Annotated in this window: 17 protein-coding genes; 13 read left to right on the top strand and 4 right to left on the bottom strand. The window is 33.8% G+C overall.

Annotation, left to right across the window (positions count from 1 at the left end):
- Positions 1 to 125 precede the first annotated feature (125 nt).
- The 6 genes from lptE (at position 126) to C6H17_RS09480 (ending at position 5,342) form a co-directional block, all read left to right on the top strand.
- The gene (gene lptE, locus C6H17_RS09500; protein ID WP_005218410.1) at positions 126 to 629 is read left to right on the top strand and encodes an LPS assembly lipoprotein LptE; all 504 of its coding nucleotides are present in this window, start codon (positions 126 to 128) and stop codon (positions 627 to 629) included.
- A gap of 197 nt (positions 630 to 826) precedes the next feature.
- Positions 827 to 1,954, top strand: coding sequence for a cytochrome-c peroxidase (locus C6H17_RS09495; protein ID WP_020995867.1), 1,128 nt, complete (start codon positions 827 to 829; stop codon positions 1,952 to 1,954).
- A 146-nt stretch (positions 1,955 to 2,100) separates the two neighbouring features.
- Complete coding sequence (locus C6H17_RS09490) at positions 2,101 to 3,279, top strand: glycosyltransferase family 9 protein (protein WP_104731416.1); 1,179 nt, start codon at positions 2,101 to 2,103, stop codon at positions 3,277 to 3,279.
- Positions 3,248 to 3,394, top strand: a complete 147-nt coding sequence (locus C6H17_RS12285; RefSeq protein WP_155116663.1) for a hypothetical protein — start codon at positions 3,248 to 3,250, stop codon at positions 3,392 to 3,394. Before C6H17_RS09490 ends, C6H17_RS12285 begins: the two co-directional genes overlap by 32 nt.
- Positions 3,395 to 3,643: 249 nt before the next feature.
- Positions 3,644 to 4,423, top strand: coding sequence for a J domain-containing protein (locus tag C6H17_RS09485; protein WP_004088723.1), 780 nt, complete (start codon positions 3,644 to 3,646; stop codon positions 4,421 to 4,423).
- Between the two features lie 19 nt (positions 4,424 to 4,442).
- Positions 4,443 to 5,342 (top strand): NAD(+)/NADH kinase, encoded by a 900-nt coding sequence (locus C6H17_RS09480; protein WP_005218404.1) that lies wholly within the window; start codon positions 4,443 to 4,445, stop codon positions 5,340 to 5,342.
- 243 nt (positions 5,343 to 5,585) lie between these two features.
- On the opposite strand, the gene C6H17_RS09475 is transcribed toward C6H17_RS09480, so the two are convergent.
- Positions 5,586 to 6,848: a glucose-6-phosphate isomerase gene (locus C6H17_RS09475; protein WP_005218402.1), complete on the bottom strand. Its 1,263-nt coding sequence runs from the start codon at positions 6,846 to 6,848 to the stop codon at positions 5,586 to 5,588.
- 160 nt (positions 6,849 to 7,008) lie between these two features.
- Between C6H17_RS09475 and C6H17_RS12280 the strand changes: the two genes are divergently transcribed.
- The 3 genes from C6H17_RS12280 (at position 7,009) to C6H17_RS09465 (ending at position 12,323) form a co-directional block, all read left to right on the top strand.
- Positions 7,009 to 7,194, top strand: a complete 186-nt coding sequence (locus C6H17_RS12280; protein ID WP_148374305.1) for a hypothetical protein — start codon at positions 7,009 to 7,011, stop codon at positions 7,192 to 7,194.
- A 262-nt stretch (positions 7,195 to 7,456) separates the two neighbouring features.
- Positions 7,457 to 9,007, top strand: a complete 1,551-nt coding sequence (locus C6H17_RS09470; protein WP_020995868.1) for a DUF805 domain-containing protein — start codon at positions 7,457 to 7,459, stop codon at positions 9,005 to 9,007.
- Positions 9,008 to 9,140: 133 nt separating this feature from the next.
- The gene (locus C6H17_RS09465; RefSeq protein ID WP_005218399.1) at positions 9,141 to 12,323 is read left to right on the top strand and encodes a hypothetical protein; all 3,183 of its coding nucleotides are present in this window, start codon (positions 9,141 to 9,143) and stop codon (positions 12,321 to 12,323) included.
- A 118-nt stretch (positions 12,324 to 12,441) separates the two neighbouring features.
- Here C6H17_RS09465 and C6H17_RS09460 read toward each other — a convergent pair whose 3' ends face one another.
- On the bottom strand, positions 12,442 to 14,019 hold the full coding sequence (locus C6H17_RS09460; protein WP_104731415.1) for a hypothetical protein: 1,578 nt from the start codon (positions 14,017 to 14,019) through the stop codon (positions 12,442 to 12,444).
- A gap of 55 nt (positions 14,020 to 14,074) precedes the next feature.
- Positions 14,075 to 14,296: a hypothetical protein gene (locus C6H17_RS09455; RefSeq protein WP_020995869.1), complete on the bottom strand. Its 222-nt coding sequence runs from the start codon at positions 14,294 to 14,296 to the stop codon at positions 14,075 to 14,077.
- 1,026 nt (positions 14,297 to 15,322) lie between these two features.
- Between C6H17_RS09455 and C6H17_RS09450 the strand changes: the two genes are divergently transcribed.
- Positions 15,323 to 16,381: an HP0729 family protein gene (locus C6H17_RS09450; RefSeq protein ID WP_324737748.1), complete on the top strand. Its 1,059-nt coding sequence runs from the start codon at positions 15,323 to 15,325 to the stop codon at positions 16,379 to 16,381.
- A gap of 309 nt (positions 16,382 to 16,690) precedes the next feature.
- Here the strand turns inward: C6H17_RS09450 and C6H17_RS09445 are convergent, their stop codons facing one another.
- The gene (locus C6H17_RS09445; protein WP_020995870.1) at positions 16,691 to 17,161 is read right to left on the bottom strand and encodes an acyl-CoA thioesterase; all 471 of its coding nucleotides are present in this window, start codon (positions 17,159 to 17,161) and stop codon (positions 16,691 to 16,693) included.
- Between the two features lie 81 nt (positions 17,162 to 17,242).
- Here C6H17_RS09445 and galE point away from each other — a divergent pair, with 81 nt between their 5' ends.
- The 3 genes from galE (at position 17,243) to C6H17_RS09430 (ending at position 20,714) form a co-directional block, all read left to right on the top strand.
- On the top strand, positions 17,243 to 18,280 hold the full coding sequence (gene galE, locus C6H17_RS09440; protein WP_004088025.1) for a UDP-glucose 4-epimerase GalE: 1,038 nt from the start codon (positions 17,243 to 17,245) through the stop codon (positions 18,278 to 18,280).
- A gap of 290 nt (positions 18,281 to 18,570) precedes the next feature.
- The gene (locus C6H17_RS09435) at positions 18,571 to 19,272 is read left to right on the top strand and encodes a DedA family protein (protein WP_004088026.1); all 702 of its coding nucleotides are present in this window, start codon (positions 18,571 to 18,573) and stop codon (positions 19,270 to 19,272) included.
- Positions 19,272 to 20,714, top strand: coding sequence for a leucyl aminopeptidase (locus tag C6H17_RS09430; protein WP_005218395.1), 1,443 nt, complete (start codon positions 19,272 to 19,274; stop codon positions 20,712 to 20,714). Before C6H17_RS09435 ends, C6H17_RS09430 begins: the two co-directional genes overlap by 1 nt.
- The last annotated feature ends 219 nt before the right edge of the window (positions 20,715 to 20,933 follow it).

The following is a 20,933-nucleotide window of genomic DNA, read 5'->3' as shown; positions in this document are numbered from 1 at the left end:
TTGAAAAGTGGATATAAAAAGTCTTTTATGTATCTTGTCATCTTAGATTCCATCGCAAAGAATTTTACATATAATTTTTAGCTATAATACAACTTCATTTTTTGAATACATAATTAGGTAAATTCATGCTATTTTATAGAATCTTTTTTATATTTTTTGCCATATATGTGAGTGGTTGCGGCTATAAACCCATGTCATATTATGCAAATAAAGCCTTAGGTGAGAAAGTCTATGTAGAACTCATTGTCAATCTAGAGAATCCAGAAGAATCTGTAAAGATTAAAGACTTAGTAAATGAGGCGATTGTTTCGCGTTTTCACTCAAGGGTAACAAATAAGAGCGAGGCAGATTCTATCCTTAAGGTTAATGTGGAAAATATACAAGATACAATCATTGGCACAAATACACAAGGCATTGCGACCTTTTATCGTGTTTTTCTTAATATTTCTTTTAGCTTTAATCACAATGGAAAAGCCTTTAACTTTGCAAATCAAGGTTATTATGACTATGCTGCCTCACTTGGTAGCCCAACAATCACTTATAATAATAGATCAAATGCAATCATTGAAGCAGCAAGACAAAGCCTTGATAGATTTATATCTCAAATTGGTTATAGTGCATCCTTTTAATTTCTCTGTGTTAGAATCTAAAGTTTAAACATAATCTTAAAAAGGATAGAATTATTGAGTGTGAATTGTATATGCGATGATTGCTTAAGCCTTTAAGATTCTACATAACATTAATGTATAATAACAATTTTTGTTTTATTGCGATAAAAAGTGTGTCATGCAAAGACGACTATGTAAAAATTACAAAAAGGGCAGTTATGAAAAAAAACAAGCAGAATCTATGTAGTCTTATATCTCAAGTGCGATCAAAAGTTATGCTTTTTGGCATTATTATATGCAGTAGCTTTTTTGTATTTACGCAGCTTGTTTATGGCTTTGAAGACATAGGGGCAAAGATAGAAGCCATCGCCAAAAAGGCACATTCAGCGGGATTAAAGCCTGTGAGTGAAGGTGCTGAATTAGCCACATTGCAAAAAGGTATGTTTGATAAAAAGTCAGATTTTAGCTTTTCAGAGGCACAACTTGAGTTAGGTAAGATTCTCTACTTTGATCCGCGTTTAAGCAATGATGGTATGCGTTCATGCAACACTTGCCATAATATCGCTATGCAAGGCACAAGCACACTTGATAAAAGTCAAAAAAATCCCTATCATCTCAATGTCCCAACAATTTATAACATGCTTTTTAATGATGCTGCCTATTACAAAGGGCAAATAAAAAGACATGATAAACTAGATACAAATACAAGCAAATTTTTATCAAAAAATATTACCGCTAGGGCGACTTTACATGCACTAAAGGCAGATAATGAAATGAAAGGCAATATGCAAAAAATCATTCAAGGTATCACCAACTCAAAAGAGTATATGCGATATTTCATAAGGGCGTATGGCACGAAAGTAAAGGTTGATGAGAATCTTATCGCACAGACTTTGGCTGGTTTTATTATGAGTTTAAATGTAGTTACTCGCTTTGATGATTTTTTGAATGGGAATCTAAAAGCCCTTAGCATTAGTGAAGCTGAAGGGCTTGATATGTTTATTGAAAAGGGCTGTGTAACATGTCATAATGGCGTAAATCTTGGTGGGACAATGCAGCCTTTTGAAGTTATAGGTAAATATAAATTCAGTGATTTAGGGAAGTTTGGCACAGATTCTAATAAAATGCTGAAAGTCCCAACGCTGCGTAATATCACTGCAACTGCACCATATTTTCATAATGGTGGATTTAGTAACCTTGATGATGCGATTAAAGAAATGGGGAGAATACAAATAGGCATTAATCTCTCGAATAAAGACATAGCAAAAATTATTGAGTTTTTGGAATCTTTAAGTGGCGAGATACGACCTATAACAATACCGACTTTGCCTAGAGCAAGTTTTTAATGGAACGAGTTTCTAAGACAATTTTAAAAAGTTATTTATAGAATCTAAAAAGCTAAATAAAGCCTGATAGAAGCTTTTATAATTTATTGCCAACAATCTATTTCATAGCATCTTTTTATTCTAGATTCTAAACAGAAAGGTATCAAATGCGATATATACTCATCAAACTTCCAAATTGGCTTGGCGATACAATGATGCTAACACCAACCATTGCTTGTATAAGGCGATTTTTCCCACAAGCAAAAATCATTCTCGTTGGTAATGCTTTGAGTGTGAGTCTATTTAACACGAATAAAACTTTTATAAAAATCTTTACTGATAAGAGTAAGCAAAAAAAAGGTATTATAAATCGCATTAAGGAGACAACTAGACTTGCAGGAGAGATTAATAGCTATTTAGAGGAACATAACATAACACTTGATTGTGCGATAACTACGCAAAATAACTTTTTTTCAGCCTTTTTACTCTCAAAAATAGCGGTTAAAAAACGCATTGGCTATGGTGATAAAAATGCTTTTGGTATGCGTAAATTTCTCTTAACTCATATAGTCAAATATACAAGCGGTCGTCCCCCACTTTGCACACATCAGGTGTTAAGCTATATTCATTTATTGCTGCCGATTTTACCGCATAGTTTTTTTAAAGATTGCAAGCTAGATTCTAAAAGCGTGCATTACAATCCGCTTGCAAGTCGTGTGCAAAATATGCTTTATAGTGAAGCAAAAGATTTACAACTCTACCTTCCTTTTACAGAGAAAAAGTCGAAAAAAAAGATTATTGCCATTAGCACAAGTGCGAGTTATGGAGATTCTAAAATGTGGCTTATTTCGCATTTCATAGAAGTGATTGTAGATTTCATACACAAAGGCTATAATGTTAGAATCTATGGGGCTAAAGATGATATAGAGAGAAACGCACAGATAGAAAAAAGTGTGAAAGAAGCCTTGAAAGAAAGCGATTATGAAAGATTAGAGAATCTAAGCGGGAAAACTAGCATACAAGAACTCATTCAATCTTTAAGTGAATGCAGACTTTATATCGGCAATGATAGCGGGACAACACATATTGCTAGAGCGCTAAATTTACCTAGCATTATTATCTTTGGTCCTATGCCCTTTTCTTGGTGTAGTCCTTGGAGTGTTTTAGAGACTGAAAAACGGGGAGAATACTACATTACAGAAAATACGATTTCTATACAAAAAGATCTTTCATGTGTGCCTTGCAAACAAAAGACCTGCCCTCTAAAACACCATGATTGCATGAGATTAATCACACCGCAAGAGGTGCTAGACCTTGGATATAAGTTGCTGGATTCTAGTTTCTAAAACAACTGCTTGTCATACTAAGCCTTTAGGCGAAGTATCTAGCACGAAATCTAAAAAAGATATTTCGTGCTTACGCGCTCAATATGACAAGATTTCAGATTCTCTATCTTTATGAGTGGATGCAAGGCTTTGGAGTTGCATTTTGCTAGAATCTAGAGACTAGTGAGTTTAAGATATTTGGAATGAAAAATGCTACTTTTAGAAATAACCATGAAGCCTTATTAGAATCTAAGGCTATGATTTATGTTTGATAAGATTAGGCGTAGGGGTTATCTTTGCATAATTTTGCTATAATCTTTTAGAATCTGTATAATTATATTATTATCAATAGATAGATATGCTTTAGGGTTTTTAGGGTGAAGTGATGATTTCTTGTTGCGACAAATATGTGCAAATAAAGCTTGCTGAAGATAGCAAGATTCTACCAAAAGTGCTTTCTTATGCAAAAAAGCATTTTAGTCGCAATTATAGATTATCAAGCTCTGTTTTGATTCTCGATGATGGTGAGATAGTTAAGAAAAACTATCTTATTAATTGGTGCTATCATGCGGCAAATCACTATGACCCAAACGACAATACTGAATTAGAATTTGCCCTAGCAAATAGCCATTTACCCATACGCATAAAGATGGTAAAATCTACTGACCTATTAGAGAGAATTCGCGTAAAAATTCAAATGATTGGCACTTCTCGCATTATTCTCACACTAAGCAAACGCAACAGAGTGGCAGAACGCTATATAAAGGCAATGTTTGGCTCTCACTACATAGGCATGAGTCAAAATGAAATTTATTTACAATCAGGCAATGAGTTTTTTTGGGAAAGCGTTATGAGATTTATTGGCAATCGCATTATACATAACATAGTGCTATCCTTTGAATATAGCGATTTTAATGCTGATGAGATCACATTTTTGACCTCGCAAGAAAAAGAGCTTAGGCAGTGTTATGCGATTTTAGATTCTCAATTTGGCGATGATTTTGAGCTTGTGAAAAAGCGTTATCTCAAACTAGCAAGAGAATATCACCCCGATAATTTTTATGGTGAAAATGAAAAAGAGATTCTAGACTATACGACAAAATTCCATAAGATTACAGAAGCATATAAGACGATTAAACGCACAGAACATTTGCATACAAACTAGCCAGAATCAAGGATAATACATGGAGCAAAAAGAACGCAATGTAGAAAAAGTAGGCATCATCTTGCGTCCCCAAAGCACTCATATAAAGCCTATTTTCTTAGAGATACAAAAGAAGTTAGAAAAGGCAAATATACAAGTTATGCTAGAATCTTCTAGTGCGAAAATGCTAGATTTAGAATCCATTGAAAGCTATGATATGCAGTATCTATGTAAGCATGTAGATATGCTATTTAGTATCGGTGGAGATGGCACACTTTTATCTGTTGCAAATCAAAGCTATGGCAGCAATGTGCCTATACTTGGTATAAATTCTGGTAGGCTTGGATACTTAACCATTGCATTACCACATGAGATAGATAACCTTATCCCTCGCATAAAGCATGGAGAATATGGTATCAATAAGCATCTTATGCTAGAGGGCTATGTAAAGAAAAGCGATATGCAGGAAAATGGGGGGCTAGAGATTCCACAGCCATTTGTCGCCCTAAATGAGTTTTTGCTATCAAGGGCTGGTGTTAGCGGTATGTTGGAGATTGAAGCATCAATTGAGGGTGTATTGTTTAATCACTACCGATTAGATGGGCTACTTGTAGCAACACCAACTGGCTCTAGTGCATACAATGTATCTGCTGGTGGAAGTCTTGTGTATCCAAATTGTCGTAATGTATTGCTCACGCCTATATGTGCGCATTCTTTAACACAAAGACCATTAATCCTTGATGATTCCTTTATTATTGAATTGAAATTTAAGAATGCTGGCACACTGATATGCGATGGGCAACAAAGAATCTCTATGCCAAAAGATAGTGTCATTTGTATTAAAACTGCAGAACACAACGCACATCTTGTAGAACTCACGCCAAACTTCTATTTCATGCGATTAAGAGAAAAGCTCGGCTGGGGACAGATTGAATCTTAATTAAAACCTAAATTATAAAAGCAAATATTACTACACCCCCAATATATTTTATCTTACTCTTTTATTTTTGCAGAATCTTGTCGTATTAAGGTCATAGATAAAATGCCTATTTTAGCACACATTCAAGTTATTTCACTTTACCTAACATTGCAAATGCTGGTTCAAGTCATAGCAAAAAAAGAAAAGATTAATCTTCATGCATAGGTGTATAAAATTTGTTGCACTATCGTAAAGATTATCCAACTATTTAAGCATTTCGCACAAAAGCTTTTTACCTCTTTCAACTGCGGGTTGATTATAAGTCTGTATGCCAAAAATGCAGCCAACAGCAGAAGTGAGTAGCTCATAATACATGATAAGACAGCCGATATTTTCTTCATTTAATAAATCAATCTCAATGCAGTCAATAGGCAAACCTTCATCTTGCAAAACACGCATTGTAGCCTTTTTTTGTGTCGCAAGCAGTTTAGCAAAAGAAATTGTATTTACAAAATCAGTCTGCTCTAATCCTTGCAATTTTATATCAGGTATTACAAGCTCATTATACCCCTCTTCTTTAATACCTAAAAAAGTAATGGTTTTATCCTGCTTACCCTCTAAAATAAGCTGCAAAAATGAATGCTGATCAATGCTACCTATAAGGCTAATAGGCGTTAAGCCAATCTTTTTAGAATCCCCATCAATCTTGCCTAAGCTCTCCCCCCATAGCTGCACATACCAAAGATTAAAATCCCTAAAAGAACTCGAATATGAAAACAAAATATTCATCGGTAAAGTATCGTGATTTTTTGCCATAAATTGTGCTTTTTCTAAAATATGCTCTTCCTCTCTTTTAAGAAAAGAGTCTTGCAAATCTCTTGCCCCTTTAAGTATAGAATCTACCTTATAGCCAAGCAGCATTAAAGGCAAGATTCCAACCGCACTAAGCACACTAAATCGCCCACCAATATTGCTTTCAATCCCAACACTATATACGCCATTTTGCTTTGCCCATGTATCAAGTGGCGAGTTTGTATCTGTGATGATGAGTAAGCGATTTTTCACACAAGATTCCAAAAGATTATACCGCCAAATGCAATATTTCATCAAAGAAGTAGTCTCAATCGTCATGCCAGACTTTGAAATCACAATAAAAAGTGTAGTGTGAAGTCGAATTTTTTTCAGTGATTTTTGTATCTTTAGTGGGTCTGTATGCTCTAAAAATTTCACTGCGATATTATTTCTGTGTGGCAAGTGATACAACATTGTATCAATAGCTTTTAAGCCAAGTGAGCTGCCACCTATGCCAATGATTACAATATGCGTGAGATCCTTTAGCACCGCACTATTATGCTGCATATATGCAAGGGAATCTTGCAGGGCTTTTGTCTCATAGGGGAGATTGTAGTAGCCGCTTTCTTGCTGCTTTTTTTCATTGAGTAATTTTGTAAAGATTTCATCTCTCTCACTCTTAGACTCATCTGTATTTATAGCTAGATTGTTAAAACCTAAGTGAAACTTTACCATGAGATTTCCTGCTTTTGTGAAATTTAAGATTTAAAACGCTGTGATAAATCTTTTATTATACAAAAAAAGTGTGAATATATAAAAACAGATTCTAAAGTTTTGTCAAAATGCACCAAATGGAATTAGAAACTAAAACCTAGTAATTGTCATAACTAAGCCTTTGGGTGAAGTATCTATCAATATGGAATCTCAAAAGATTCTAAACGAGATTTTTCGCCTTTTTTCAAAGGTTCAAAATGACAGATATAGAGATTTTTCACTAACGCTCAAAATGACAAAAAAGAGTCTCAAAACAACAATGTATTTTATCATACTCACTCTCCCGCTTGTCATACTAATCCTTTAGGCAAATATCTAAAAATCTAGAATCTACAAAAGATTCTAAAAAAGAATATTTCGCCTTTTTAAAAGACTAAGTATAACAATATATAAATTCAAGATTCTATTCCCAATAGCAATAAACAAGTAGAAGAATAACAAACACAAAAAGACTCTTTAACAAAGACATCAATACAGATTTAAACCATCAACAACACCCATCTAAGCTTCCTATAATCATATATGCGATATACTTCACTCTTTCAATATAAGTTTATAAAAGGTGTTTTGTGTTATATTTTAAAATCCTTAGCAGCATATCTGATTCCAATGTGTTTAGAATATCCAGAAAGGCATATTGGTTTATGGTTTTAGTTGAGTTGGCTATATATATTATGATAATAGTGTCATTTTTAGTATGGGCAAATTACATTGGCACTTATACATTGGCAGCAAAGTTAAAAAACTATACTGGATTCATACAATTCTGTGCTATGTTGTTGGGATTATTATACGCTTTTATGAGTATGGTAAGAGGAGCTATGAGAATACGCGATGTGGGATTTAGCGCTAAATACTACTATATTGGTTATTTGGTTGTTATAAGTCTAGCTTTCATTGATTTGATAGTTGAATTTAATCAAGAAGTAGCAATATTATTAAAACTTATTATTTTAGGCTTTAATATTGTGGTTTTTATATTTACACTCATGCCTACAGATAAAGATGCAGAGCGATTTGGCACATTACCTACCTTTGAGGGTGGCTTTACTAAAGGGGCAATAACAACAGGCATTGCATTATGTCTTATCTTTTGTGTGATAATTGCAAAGCCCATGTATGCAAAAATGACACATATTACTGGCTGTCAAATCGAGGAAAATGGCAGGACAAAAAATCTTGGGGTGCTAAGATATGATTATAAATATTTTGGTGAGTTGGCAGAAGGTGAAGATATAATTTGGGATTTTCGGACTCATTTTATAATGATGACAAATAGAGAAGGACTTAAATATGACTTTACCACAAGGATTATGATACCGCCATTTGAACGATTAGTGCCTAAGGATTTTTCCAATGGAATCTTGCGTTGTTACAACAATAATACGGACAATGAAAAATATATAGAAATACCACTCAAAGACTATAAGATTCATGGTGATGTTTGGATAAGTCAATATAAAGAGCCACTTATTGTGCCATTTACAGAAGGTAGGATTAGTGATGGGAGTATAACTATTTTTGATATATCAGGCGAACAAAAAGAGATACGACACTATAAAGATGGCAAACTTGATAAAATAAACTTTTTTACGGATATGTACCATCATGCGCCAAAAGAAGACAGCTATGAAATAAACTTCATTGATGGTAAGCCACATGGGATTGTAACCGTTATAAGCGGTGCTAGAAATGTTTATTTGCATGGGTTAAGTTTTGGGATTTTGGGAAAGAACTGCTTTATGTTTAATGGATATTGCGTAAATAGACTAGAAATCAGGGGCAATAAGGAAACATTCTATAATAGAAATAATAAAAAGACAACAAGTTTGTACGAAGACTCACGAGATCCTATTAAAATTTATTATGATAAGTCTGGGAATATAAACCTTGTTAAAGAATCTTTTTGGGGTATGCAAAAAGAGGTTTATTTTTATGATGGTAAGCCACGAGTAATGAAAAAGTATGATCGACATATCTTCTATGGAGGCTATATCTTTAGAGATGATGGTATAGAGGAATTTAGTGGTAATGGTAATGGTAAGGAAGCGGAGAGGCAGTTTAATGACTATGTGCATCTTGTGTTAGGTATAGATTTAAGTGATATAGATGAGTTTTAGTTATTGTCGTTTTTAAAGAAAATAGAATCTAAAACATTGCCTTTTATTAGCTCTATGCTTTGATTACAAATATAAAATCTAATTTGCTATAATTCATTATGAGTTTAAGACATAAGGCATGGAGTAAAAACTAATGGCTATATACGATGAAAATGCGATAATCACAACCGCAACAACATATTTCAATAACGCAAAAAGATACATTAGAAAGAAAGATATGCAAATCTATCATCGCACTAAAGCCTTAAGTAAAAGCGATATGGATTTTTTAGAGCAATTTATGCTGATACATATTAAAAACATAGAAAAAGGCTCAGAGATTCCACAAAATTTCTATGCTTTTTTAGATAATTTCATACTTGACAATCTATTTGTTAAACACTTTTTTTCAAGTTTTGAGATGCTTAGACTTATTTGCTATCGTTTTTCAATATTGCCAAGTCATGCACTATTAAAGGATACAAAAAAGGGCTGTGATAAGATTCTAACAAGCAATATAAAAAAATATAAGCCATATAAAAAAGCAAAGAATTTACTCTATGTTTTTACACCACTTCCAAACCTACAAAGCGATATAGAATCTTTTATAAACACTTGTTTAGACCTTTTCACACAAGATAAAGTAAATGGGCTTATTATAAATCCTTTGAATCTTATCTTAAATATAGATTTTAAAGATCAAACACAACGCATTACAGAACTTAGCTCTAATCTCCAAACACTACTAAACAACTCAAATGCAAAAATGCTTATCCTTGATAATGACTGCGAGAATCTTTTTGTGCTTTTAGCGAGTATAGAAAATGCGGTGAAAAATATTAGCTATCCTGTTGATATTACGCTAAGTTTGCCTAGCTATCATTTTATGTCATTGGAAGCCCTAGATTATATCGCTGATTTAAGCAAAAAGCTATGTGCTCAAAATAAGGCAAAGCTATGTGTAAGGCTAAAAGACTTAGACTATACCTATGATATTATGGAGTTTAAAGCCGCACATACCCGCTCTATTAATACACATTTTACAAATAAGGCAAATGCTAGAAGTAATTTAATCGCTTTGATTACAAAATGCTTTCAATATAAAGAGATTCTAACCTGTCATATAACAAGCACAAATATGTTTATTATCGCCCTTGCAAAAAGCCTTGATATGCAAATACGCTTTGAGATAGAAGCAAATCTTCATTATCCATTGTATAGAATCTTAGCTAAGCATGAAGCACAGCTTTTTAGCACAAGCTATTTTACTACGCAATTTAGCGATATGATTGCTTTGAGATTAAAGGGGGTGCATACAAGTCTTAACTATGGCTTACTTGATTATATCTCAATGCTTTATAATAAACAAGAATGGGAGAAAAAGTCTAAAGCTTTCCTGCAAAGTCTAGCCCAGAGTAAAAAAGATGAGATTAAAAAAGAATATAGCCTTAATGCCCTAAAAGATTCTACGCTTTTAACTCGAACACAGCAATATAACTTTGAAACCTTTGACTATACGCTAAGAAAGCCTTTAGTATTATCTCAAATGATGCTTTTAGCAAATTTATCTAATAAAGATTCTAATACAGAATCTAGCAAAGATTCCATTGATACAAACAAGCAAACTTCATTTCTAAAAGACTTAGAAAACCTGCAAATATCTATGCCAAATACAAATAAGCTAGAAGATATTTTATACCTAAACGCACAAGATATGCACAGACTAAATATGCAAAGTATGAATAATGCCCCAGCTACATTTTCACTCTATGCAGAGAAAGAAAAAGAAGAATTAGCAAAAGCGCAAAAAATGCAAGAAGAGATTCTGCAAAATAGAAGCAATATCATAACTTCTATCATCGGGCGATTAAAAGAGTGCATACCAGCCCTTTTTGCGACACTTTGTGAGCTATATCCAAACACACCACAAAGCATTTATGAAGAGCAAGTCTATATGCTACTTGATAGCTTTAAATACTATGCTTACGCTTATAAGCAACTCTTGCAAGAGACAGAATCTGTCTTACTCATGCCACTTGGAAATATCTTTATCCATACAAAAAAGTTAGCTATACACGAGATTGGCGCAGTAATAGCAAGTAATATTATGATAGGCAATGTCTCATTCTTAGAAGATTCTATAATCGCTAGAATCTTTTATTATCTTTTCACGCCTATATTTGATTTCTGCCCGTTTTTATGTGTAATGGAGAGTAAAAGGGCAAGAGAGAAAGAATTTATAGATTATGAAATCATTACAAAACAAGATTTTATGAAATTACAGGCAAGTGAGAAAACAAGCAACTTTTTAGTATGGGATAAAGGCGTTAGTGTTATATTTATCAGCTCATTTTATGACATACATGAAGCAGCAAAAGAAGTGCAGTATATGCGATTTAGCCTGCACGCACAAATTTTAATCTATACAGATTCTTATATCTATGAGGTAGCAAAGCAGATTTTTATCCCCTCACAAGTTACACAAACAAGCCTTGCTGACTTAATTGCAAACCTGCCAGAAGACACTTCAAACTTTAGCCTTTTTACTTACAATAAAGCTGAAATGAATTATGCGATAAATAAGCTAAAGGTATCTATCTGTATTAATGGTGCGTATAAATCAAAGCTTGTATCAGGCACACCACGCACATTTTCACCGGGCTATTTGCAGCCCTTTGGTAGCAAACTCTTGCTTGGCAAACTCGTGCAGACAAGCCCTAATAGTGTGATTTTGCATAATAGCTTGTATTCGGATATTATTGGTTGCTTTAGTGGGATTTTGAGTGCTGATGAGATTGAGTTTCTCTATAATCTTAATCACAATTACAGCCAATTTTTAAAAAATATAGCACGCACAGCAAGTCTTGATAATATCTATGAAACAAAAAAGCCATATAGCATGTGTGTGCGTGTGTATGAAAAAGATGATTTTTTCCATGTGTGCGTGATTATGCTTATTAGCTTTTTACTCCAAATACAAACGCGACTTAGTTTTACAAAAGAGTATTTTACACAAGATTCAAATACCAATATCACTAAAGACACGCCCAAGAAACTTCAAAAAACATTGAAAGAAAAATATATTGATTATTTTACACTTATATTTGAAGATGAAAAAGACTTTCGAGATTCTATTAACACTGATACTTTAGTGAGAATTTTGCAAGATGAGAGCGAGTTTGCCACAACAGAGACTTATGCCTATCTAAGCAAGAAAGGAATCATTGCCGAATACTCACTCCCCATACTCAATCGCCACTTAGAGCTTGAACGCTACCTTGCCACACAATACATACAAATAGAGCCAAATATACTTTTGCAAACGCATGTGCGTTAGTCCTTGATGGTTTATTTTAGAATCTAAGATTAATTTAGTATATTAATTGCATAAAAAGATTCTATAAAATGCTTTTATAAAAAGCTATAAGCTTGATTTTAGCTAAGTTTTAATGGGGCTAGTTGGAACTTTTTTGATTCACTATCACGCTTTGCAACCCTCCTGCCTTCCAATATGCTTTGGAATCATAATGATCCAGTTTGCATTGACCTTCATCTGTTATAAGCTCAATGTGTCCATATTTTTCTATTATGCTAGATAGTTTCGTGCAGTCATCTAAAAATATCATGTCTTTATCCAAATAGGGCAGGATATTAGCATACATATACATGGCTTGCAATACAACGACTATCATTTGCTTATCATCTCTTGGCGGTTGGGATTCTGCGATATGGTAATTTATAAATTCAATTTTACTGCTATCTTTTGGTACTATTGCATACACACAATACATACCAAGTATGCCAATAAGAGTGTTACGCAAATATTTATTCACGCTATATGATTTTAAACTTGTATCAATCATATAAAGCCCAAATGGCACTAATAATAAAAATATAGGAAAGATTGACATAATATAACGCAAGGTTTTATAAGGGGCAACATAAATAACAGCATACGACCAAATAAACGCACAAACTCCAAAGAAAATAACAAATAAATCCTTCTTATAGCACAATCTTTTGCGATACAAGAGTGCCAAACATAATCCAAGCAGCATTATCCCTAAAATAATCCACGAAAGATTGAAGCTTAAGATATTGAAAAAATTTTCAGTATTGTTTAGCAGATTCTCTTTTAAATATGTAAAGTTTAGCTTTTCACCTGCCTCCACTCCGCGAGAACCACGGAATCCACGAGAATATTTTGTATATAAAAGAAAACAAAATATAACAGCAGTAATAAGAGATAGTGGAAAAAATATTTGCCATTTTTTCTCCCTTGTAAAATACTTTAGCTCCCATAAACTAGCACATAAAAACACCAATAATACAAACGGCACAGCAAAATATCCACTTGATAACAGCAATGCACTCAAAAATCCAAATATAACATAATAACGCCATGAATTATACTTGCGATAATCTAGTTTTAATCTCTCAACTATGCAAACAAAGCCCAAACAAAATGCTAGAAATAGCATTTCCTGCAAAGCATAAGGTCGCATAAACAAGGTGTTGCCTATGCTTGCAGGATTTAGAAATGCAAGTGATAAAAAGAGTAAAACAAGCCACTCATTTTGTAATAATTTCGTAGCAATGCGATAAGCACAATAAAATCCAACAAGAAAAAATACGAGATTTAAACTTATGCCACGATAAAATATATGTTGTAAATTTGTATCTGTGTAGCCTATATGCCATAAACGCAATATAATGTAGTAGAGACTTGTATGTGGATCATCTCTATTGTTTTTCCATAATTTATATACATCTTGAAACGCACCTTTTATGCTAGGGTCATTCCATAACAACCCCTGCTTTGCAGAATCGCTACTAAATACCTTCTCTTCTTCAAAACGCTTACCCCAACCATATTGATTATATTCAGTCAATATGATTGATAGAATCTCATCAACATGTGCATCTTTTTTCTGTTCCAAAAAGTAGATTCTAATACCAAGTGAAAGAAGAAGGATAAGTAACCCCCCCCCCCCCATGAGTAACCATGACTTATTCACGACTGATTTTTGCATTGAATTGTCTCCATTAATTTCAAATCTTTTTATATCTCAATTGAGAATCTTTTGACTATGAGTCTTTCCTGCCATGTCGTTTGATGTATATTGGACGCCTTTTTACTTGCTCATAAATCCTAGCGATATATTCACCAATGATTCCAAGAATGATAAGCTGCATACCACCAATAAATACGATTAAAGCAACAAGCGAAGTCCAACCACGCACAACATTCCCAAAACACAAAGCACCAATAATAGCATACAAGCCATAACCAAGACTAAATAAACTCATTACAAAACCAAATAAAATAAGGTAACACTTGCAAAGTCTTGGTTAAGAGCATATTGTTTTTCGTGATTAACTCTTAATTGACATATGACTAGTGCCTGTTGCTTGAATAATAAAATGCTCTAAAGCTTAAGGTTTAAACAAAATAAAAGACTAAAGCAACCAAACAAATACAATATTTACAAAGACTACATTAATTGCTAAGTAAAGCTTAATATCCCTACATGCAAAATACTGATAAACATGTCTTATGAGGTAAATAACAAAAGATATCTCATAGAGAATGATTGATAAGCAATATGCAATATTACATAATTAAGAAGAATGATAATAGGCCTTTGAAACTAGTATAAAGCGAGAGTAATCAGCCCAATAGTAAGTAGAGTAAAAAGTAACTTAACAATGTAGAAATAATACTGGCTTATTTGATAGGTTTATGCATGTAAATAATAATATTAATGCTAATGTAAGCAATGCATGGGAAATAAAAAGTTGTAGAGTCAACGAGACAGATAATACGCATTAACGGCCACTACATTTGCTAATGATAGTTTATGCAAGAGTCTATACTTGCAAACAAGGCATATCCAAAGCTTTTTTAGACATAAGTAAACAACAAGGTTTATGCACTGTAATAGATAAGTATTCACATGTAAGTTGATAATGCTAGAGAAAAATTTCAAAATGCAAATGCATATATCCATCATGCAAAGCATTCATACATTTGTAAAACAATATTGCTCTGCATATTAAAAGATTGCGTGCAACCCTTACAAAATCAAGATAAGACCGAGATAGAAAACAAAAGATAGTATATAAACTGAAAATAAAAATATAAAGTAAGGGGGGGGGCAAGGATAGGTTGGATCTATAAACAACATGAGGTAAGGCTAATAATGCAAACAGAACATTTGGCAATGTGTTTAGTGAGTGGAAAGGAAATAATAAATTAAGAGTAGGAGCGGTATTAAATAATAAAAAAACACAGAATCTAGCCACAACGATACTACAACCCACAGCAAAGATTCCATAAAACACACGCAACATACGGCAATAAACACAATAGAATCTACACAAACAGATTCCATGCAAACACTGATAAATCAAACAAGCACACAGAATCCACTGCAACTTTTTCTTACTGATTATGCAAACCTTTATGTTTGCAAGGTTGTCTCTATATCTAAGGATAAAAATGTCCCTGCTCCTGCATATTATGATGAAAAGGGGCTTTGTGTAGAGTTTTGGTTTGAAATAAGTGATATGCAAGAACTTGTAAGAAATAATTTTGCAAATGTGAGAGATATGTTTTTGGCAAATTTTAAAACATTGCATAACAATCGCACTTTTGCACTCTATGGCAACAACTATACTTATCCACTTGCAATCACGATGAAAAAGCATAGGGATTATTTTGCTACATTTCATGCAAATAAACAGCCTATTCTACATTATCACAATATGTTTAAAACAGAAGAACAAATTCAAATGCGTAACAATTTGATTGACTTCATCTTTGGTGAAAATTTGATTTATGATTTACTAACAGATTCTGCTGAAAATCTTATTAACGCTGAGCTAGAATACCATGCAAATAAAGGCAATCCACTCTATGACTGCACTGGCATTGTGATGCTATATAGTAAAACTATGGAGCAAGAGATAGGGCGATTTTGCAAGAGATTATTTAAAAACCTAGATGTATTTGAAACAAGTCAAAATCAAAATAGCATAGGCGATTACACATACAAAGTGCAAGGGATAGAATCTAGTATAAAAGAATGGCTAGATTCTAAAGCTTTAATAATGCCAAATTTAGGCACATTAAATCACCTTTTAAATACCTTTAGGCAAAATATCTATAACTTTGCAAAGCATGGTATAAAAGATTCTAAAAATATTGGCTTGATGTATTTTATAGCTGAGTTGCAACAATTTATTAGAATCTTGCAGCCCATTAGAAATACCACAGCACACGCTACAAAGGCAAACTTAAAAAATGTCCTAACTTTACGCAAACAGATTTTAGGTATAGGAAGCGATAGCATTTTGGTTAAAATGATGGTTATATATTTGGTATTACCATAGTTAAGGCTGAAATCAGTCCAAAGAAGTATAGAGATACTCTTTTATTTGTTTAATGTGCTAAAAAACTATCAAACAACAAAACTCACTAAAAAACATAGGGACTTGGCAATCAAACACTATCTAAGATATTTCCTAGCAATGATTTATTCATAAAATAACCCCTTGCTTTTAAGGAATAGCATGGTAAATCAGTCTTATTGACTTACTTGCATTAATCAGCTGAATAAAAGCTAGATAAGGGATCTCATTATAGTGATCTTTCATGCTTGAATAAAAATGAATTTCACAAAAAAAGATAATATTTTCAACCTACTTCTTACTTTTTAGCTTTGCCTTGCTTGCTTCTCGCCTTAGTCTCCCCGCCTCAAATCGTCTTTTTTCTTCTTCAGTTTCTGGTGTGAGTGGTGGGACCTTTGTTGGTTTGCCATTAGAATCTAGGGCTACCATTGTAAAGTAAGAGCTATTGCAGTGAGTTAGTGTTCGCTTCGCAATATCCTCTGCTACTACGCGGATTCCAACTTCCACACTTGTTGTGCCAGTGTAATTGATCGATGCAAGAAAATGGATAAGATTCCCAATTTTTATCGGGCTTTTAAACAGCACTCTATCGACACTAAGCGTTACTACACCGATACCACAATATCGTGTCGCACACGCATACGCCACGCCATCTAGCATTTTTAATAAATCGCCCCCATGCATTACACCATTAAAATTCACATGTTCAGGTGTCGCCAAAATCGACATTCTTAAAGTTTTATTATCAAAAACAGATTCCATATTTCTCTCCATTGAGTTAAACTGAAAGTAGCATTATAATGTTATAATGTAGGTTTTTAATTTGAAATATGAAGGAAAATTATGAAGATACTTTTTACAGGTGGTTGTGGCTACATCGGCTCACATTGTGCGCTTCATTTTTTACAACATACAGAAGCTGAAATCATTATTGTAGATAATCTCTCAACAGGTTTTTTGAAAAACTATGAATATTTAAAACACCAATTTGGTGATAGAGTGCGGCTTGTGCGTGAAGATTTGGCAAATTGTGAAGAGGTTTTTAAACAATATAAAATCGATACAGTGCTGCATTTTGGTGCATTTATCAGCGTAGCACAATCTGTGGAAGATCCTATTCTTTACTACACAAATAATACTTCTAAAACACTGCAATTACTCTCATATTGTGCGAAATATAAGGTGAAAAACTTTATCTTTTCAAGCACAGCAGCCGTGTATGGTGAGCCAAATGAAGAGCATATCCCCGTTACAGAATCTTGCCCCTTAAAGCCCATTAACCCTTATGGTTGGAGTAAGCTTATGGTAGAGACTATGTTGCAAGATATAGCAGAATCTGCAAAGATTAATTATGTGATTTTGCGATATTTTAATGTAGCAGGGGCAAATATGCTAAATGACTATACAGCAGATAGGGCATTAGGACAGCGTGTTAAGAATGCTACTCATCTTATCAAGGTGGCATGTGAATGTGCGGTAGGCAAGAGAGAGGGTATGAGTATTTATGGGACAAACTATCATACGCAAGATGGCACTTGCATAAGGGATTATATCCATGTTGATGATTTGTCTATGGCACACATTGAAGCTTATAAATTGTTACAAAATGCGGTTGGACCGCTTGGAGAGATATTTAATGTAGGGTATGGAATGGGCTTTAGTGTCAAAGAAGTGATTGAGTGTGTAAAAGAAGTCAGTAAAAATAATTTTAAAGTCTATACCACAGGCAGACGCGCAGGCGATCCAGCGATACTTATCGCAGATAATGCAAAGATTCTAAAAAATACAGAATGGAATCCACAATATAACAATCTCGCAAAGATTGTTGAGAGTGCATACAAGTGGGAACTTTTTCTTAAAATGCAAGAGCAGGAGAAGTAATGTTTGGAAGCTGGTTTAAGTTTGAGTGAGTGTTGAGTGCAAAGAGGATTTGGAACACAAATACTAGATTCTAAATAAAGGATAATATATTGGGAAATGGGCAAGTATGTGGTAACTTTATATGGAATAGCCATGAGCTTTAACATTTTATTGAAATATAGTTTAATTAGCAATGAATATATACGACATGTTAAAATGGAAGCATAGGGGTAACAGAGGGGGATTGTTAAATTGAATCGGAGTTTAAAATCTTTTTATAGAATCACATATCTAAAAAAAGGCAGGTTTATATGGAGAAAATAAAACAGAATCTAAAAAGCATTATTGTAGGTAGCATTGTTATCATCATAGCAATTTCGCTTTTTTTGTATGTGAAGAATTCAAATTTTTCATTTGAAGAAAGCATTAAATCTTTGTGGGAAAATCATGTGCAAGATTGGGGCTATGTGATTTTATTTTGTTGGAGTATTTTGGAGGGAGAATGGGGGCTTTTACTCGCAGGGATTGCAGCTCATCAAGGGCATTTAGATGTGTATTGGTGTATCTTTATCGCGGGGCTTGGGGGCTTTACTGGGGATCAAATCTATTTTTACATAGGTAGGCTAAGAAAAGAGTATGTGCATAAGAAATTTCGCAGTCAAAGGCGTAAATTTGCCCTTGCAAGTAGGCTTATGCAAAAATATGGCTGGCCCATTATTTTCGTGCAAAGATACATGTATGGTTTAAGGACAATCATTCCTATAAGCATTGGTTTGACACGATATTCTGCCCTAAAGTTTGCTTTAATAAATCTTATATCAGCGTGGGCTTGGGCAGCTATCACAATCGTTCCAGCGTGGTATTTTGGTGCGGAAATACTTGATATTATCACAAGCGTTTTTGCAAAAATCAAAGAGAATCTATTATTATTTGCTATTTTATTAGCTATAATTGTAGGCTTTATTGCCACATTTATATGGTGGAGAAAAAAACACACTAAGGAAAAACGCTAATGCAATACAATTCTAAAGTCAATCTAGTCATAAGCAAAGAGGAAAAAGGTGCTAAGATTCTATTTGTTGATAAGACAATGTTAGAAGATTCTAAAAATAGCAAAAAAATCCCTGATTTCACGCTATTAAAAGAGCGTGGTTATAAGGGCAGCGGTGTATTTTTTGCTCAAAGCAGCAAGATTCTATATATAGGTTTAGAAAATAAAGAGACAGAAAGCTATGCAAATGCGATAAGCACAGCATATAAATCTATGAAAAATCTTAAGTTAGATGAAGTGAGTTTGTCTTTTAAGGGCTTAGATGAGAGTGTGCAAATTGCCATTTTGCAAGGCTTTTTACTTGGTAGTTATGAATTCAGTGGCTATAAGCATAAAAAAGATGATGAAGCGGATTCTAAGATTACAATCCATTGTATCGGCTTAAAAGAGAGTCTTTTAGAGCAAGTAAGTATTATATGTGCTAATGTGAATTTTGTGCGTAATGTGGTAAATACGCCACCAAATATCGCAAACTCAATATTTCTATCTGAACTCGCTCAAAATGAGACTATAAAACTAGCAAAAAAATATAAAAATGCCGAAATAAATGCAACTTTGCGTAGTAATTCATACATGGAAGAACAAAAAATGGGGGCATTTCTAGCGGTAAATCAAGCCTCAAACTATCCTGCATATCTAGCTCACCTAAGCTACAAGCCTAAAAAGCCAAAGAAAAAGGTGGTTATCGTAGGTAAAGGGCTAGTGTATGATACAGGTGGATTAAGCCTAAAACCTGCTGATTATATGACGACAATGAAAGCTGATAAAGGTGGTGCATGTGCGGTGCTTGGTGCGTTTTTAGCGGCGGTGCAGCTAGGACTTGATGTCGAATTACACGCAATTATGGGGATAACAGATAATGCTATCGGTAAAAATGCCTATCGACCCGATGATGTGCTAATCTCAAGAGAGAAAAAAAGCATTGAGGTGAAAAACACTGATGCGGAAGGCAGATTAGTATTGGCTGATTGTTTGAGCTATGCACAAGATTTAGATGCGGATATTATCATTGACTTTGCGACACTTACAGGTGCGTGTGTGGTGGCACTTGGGGAATATACAAGTGGCGTTATGGGCTTTAATGAGAAGTTAAAACAGCAATTTGTGGAATCTGCCTTGAAATCTGGCGAATTAGCTCATACATTGCCCTTTAACGCGCATTTAAAAAAGCTTATAGAATCTAAAATAGCTGATGTAAGCAATACTTCAAGCTCTCGCTATGGTGGGGCTATTACTGCGGGATTATTCTTAGCTGAATTTATTAGAGAAGAATATAAGGATAAATGGCTACATATCGATATCGCAGGTCCTGCGTATGTAGAGAAAGAATGGGGTGTAAATCCTTATGGTGCAAGTGGCATTGGTGTGCGATCTTGTGTTGAGTTTTTACGAGCGATTGGTTAGTTGTGTTGTGTAGGATTCCAAAGTTTTATGCAAGATAAGCATAAATCCATAAGAATTAAGGCTGCAACGAATATTTTCATAGAAGTTAATATAGGTATGTTATCAAGTGGTATGTTGTGGCATGAAAAAAGCTTGAGAATATTGGAATCTAAGTATTTGTATGCAGGAAATGATTTTATTTATATAAAGCAGAACAATACCGAAATAAACAAGTTGTAA

This window comes from Helicobacter rappini, from assembly GCF_900198625.1.
Taxonomy (GTDB): domain Bacteria; phylum Campylobacterota; class Campylobacteria; order Campylobacterales; family Helicobacteraceae; genus Helicobacter_A; species Helicobacter_A rappini.
The sequence above is the reverse complement of the archived record's forward strand: the minus strand, read 5'-3'. Positions and strand labels throughout refer to the sequence as shown.

Bases quoted from the DNA above. Each gene is read 5' to 3' on its own strand.
- lptE (WP_005218410.1), top strand. From the start codon at position 126: ATGCTATTTTATAGAATCTTTTTTATATTTTTTGCCATATATGTGAGT.
- C6H17_RS09495 (WP_020995867.1), top strand. From the start codon at position 827: ATGAAAAAAAACAAGCAGAATCTATGTAGTCTTATATCTCAAGTGCGA.
- C6H17_RS09490 (WP_104731416.1), top strand. From the start codon at position 2,101: ATGCGATATATACTCATCAAACTTCCAAATTGGCTTGGCGATACAATG.
- C6H17_RS09485 (WP_004088723.1), top strand. From the start codon at position 3,644: ATGATTTCTTGTTGCGACAAATATGTGCAAATAAAGCTTGCTGAAGAT.
- C6H17_RS09480 (WP_005218404.1), top strand. From the start codon at position 4,443: ATGGAGCAAAAAGAACGCAATGTAGAAAAAGTAGGCATCATCTTGCGT.
- C6H17_RS09475 (WP_005218402.1), bottom strand. From the start codon at position 6,848: ATGGTAAAGTTTCACTTAGGTTTTAACAATCTAGCTATAAATACAGAT.
- C6H17_RS09465 (WP_005218399.1), top strand. From the start codon at position 9,141: ATGGCTATATACGATGAAAATGCGATAATCACAACCGCAACAACATAT.
- C6H17_RS09460 (WP_104731415.1), bottom strand. From the start codon at position 14,019: ATGCAAAAATCAGTCGTGAATAAGTCATGGTTACTCATGGGGGGGGGG.
- C6H17_RS09455 (WP_020995869.1), bottom strand. From the start codon at position 14,296: ATGAGTTTATTTAGTCTTGGTTATGGCTTGTATGCTATTATTGGTGCT.
- C6H17_RS09445 (WP_020995870.1), bottom strand. From the start codon at position 17,161: ATGGAATCTGTTTTTGATAATAAAACTTTAAGAATGTCGATTTTGGCG.
- galE (WP_004088025.1), top strand. From the start codon at position 17,243: ATGAAGATACTTTTTACAGGTGGTTGTGGCTACATCGGCTCACATTGT.
- C6H17_RS09435 (WP_004088026.1), top strand. From the start codon at position 18,571: ATGGAGAAAATAAAACAGAATCTAAAAAGCATTATTGTAGGTAGCATT.
- C6H17_RS09430 (WP_005218395.1), top strand. From the start codon at position 19,272: ATGCAATACAATTCTAAAGTCAATCTAGTCATAAGCAAAGAGGAAAAA.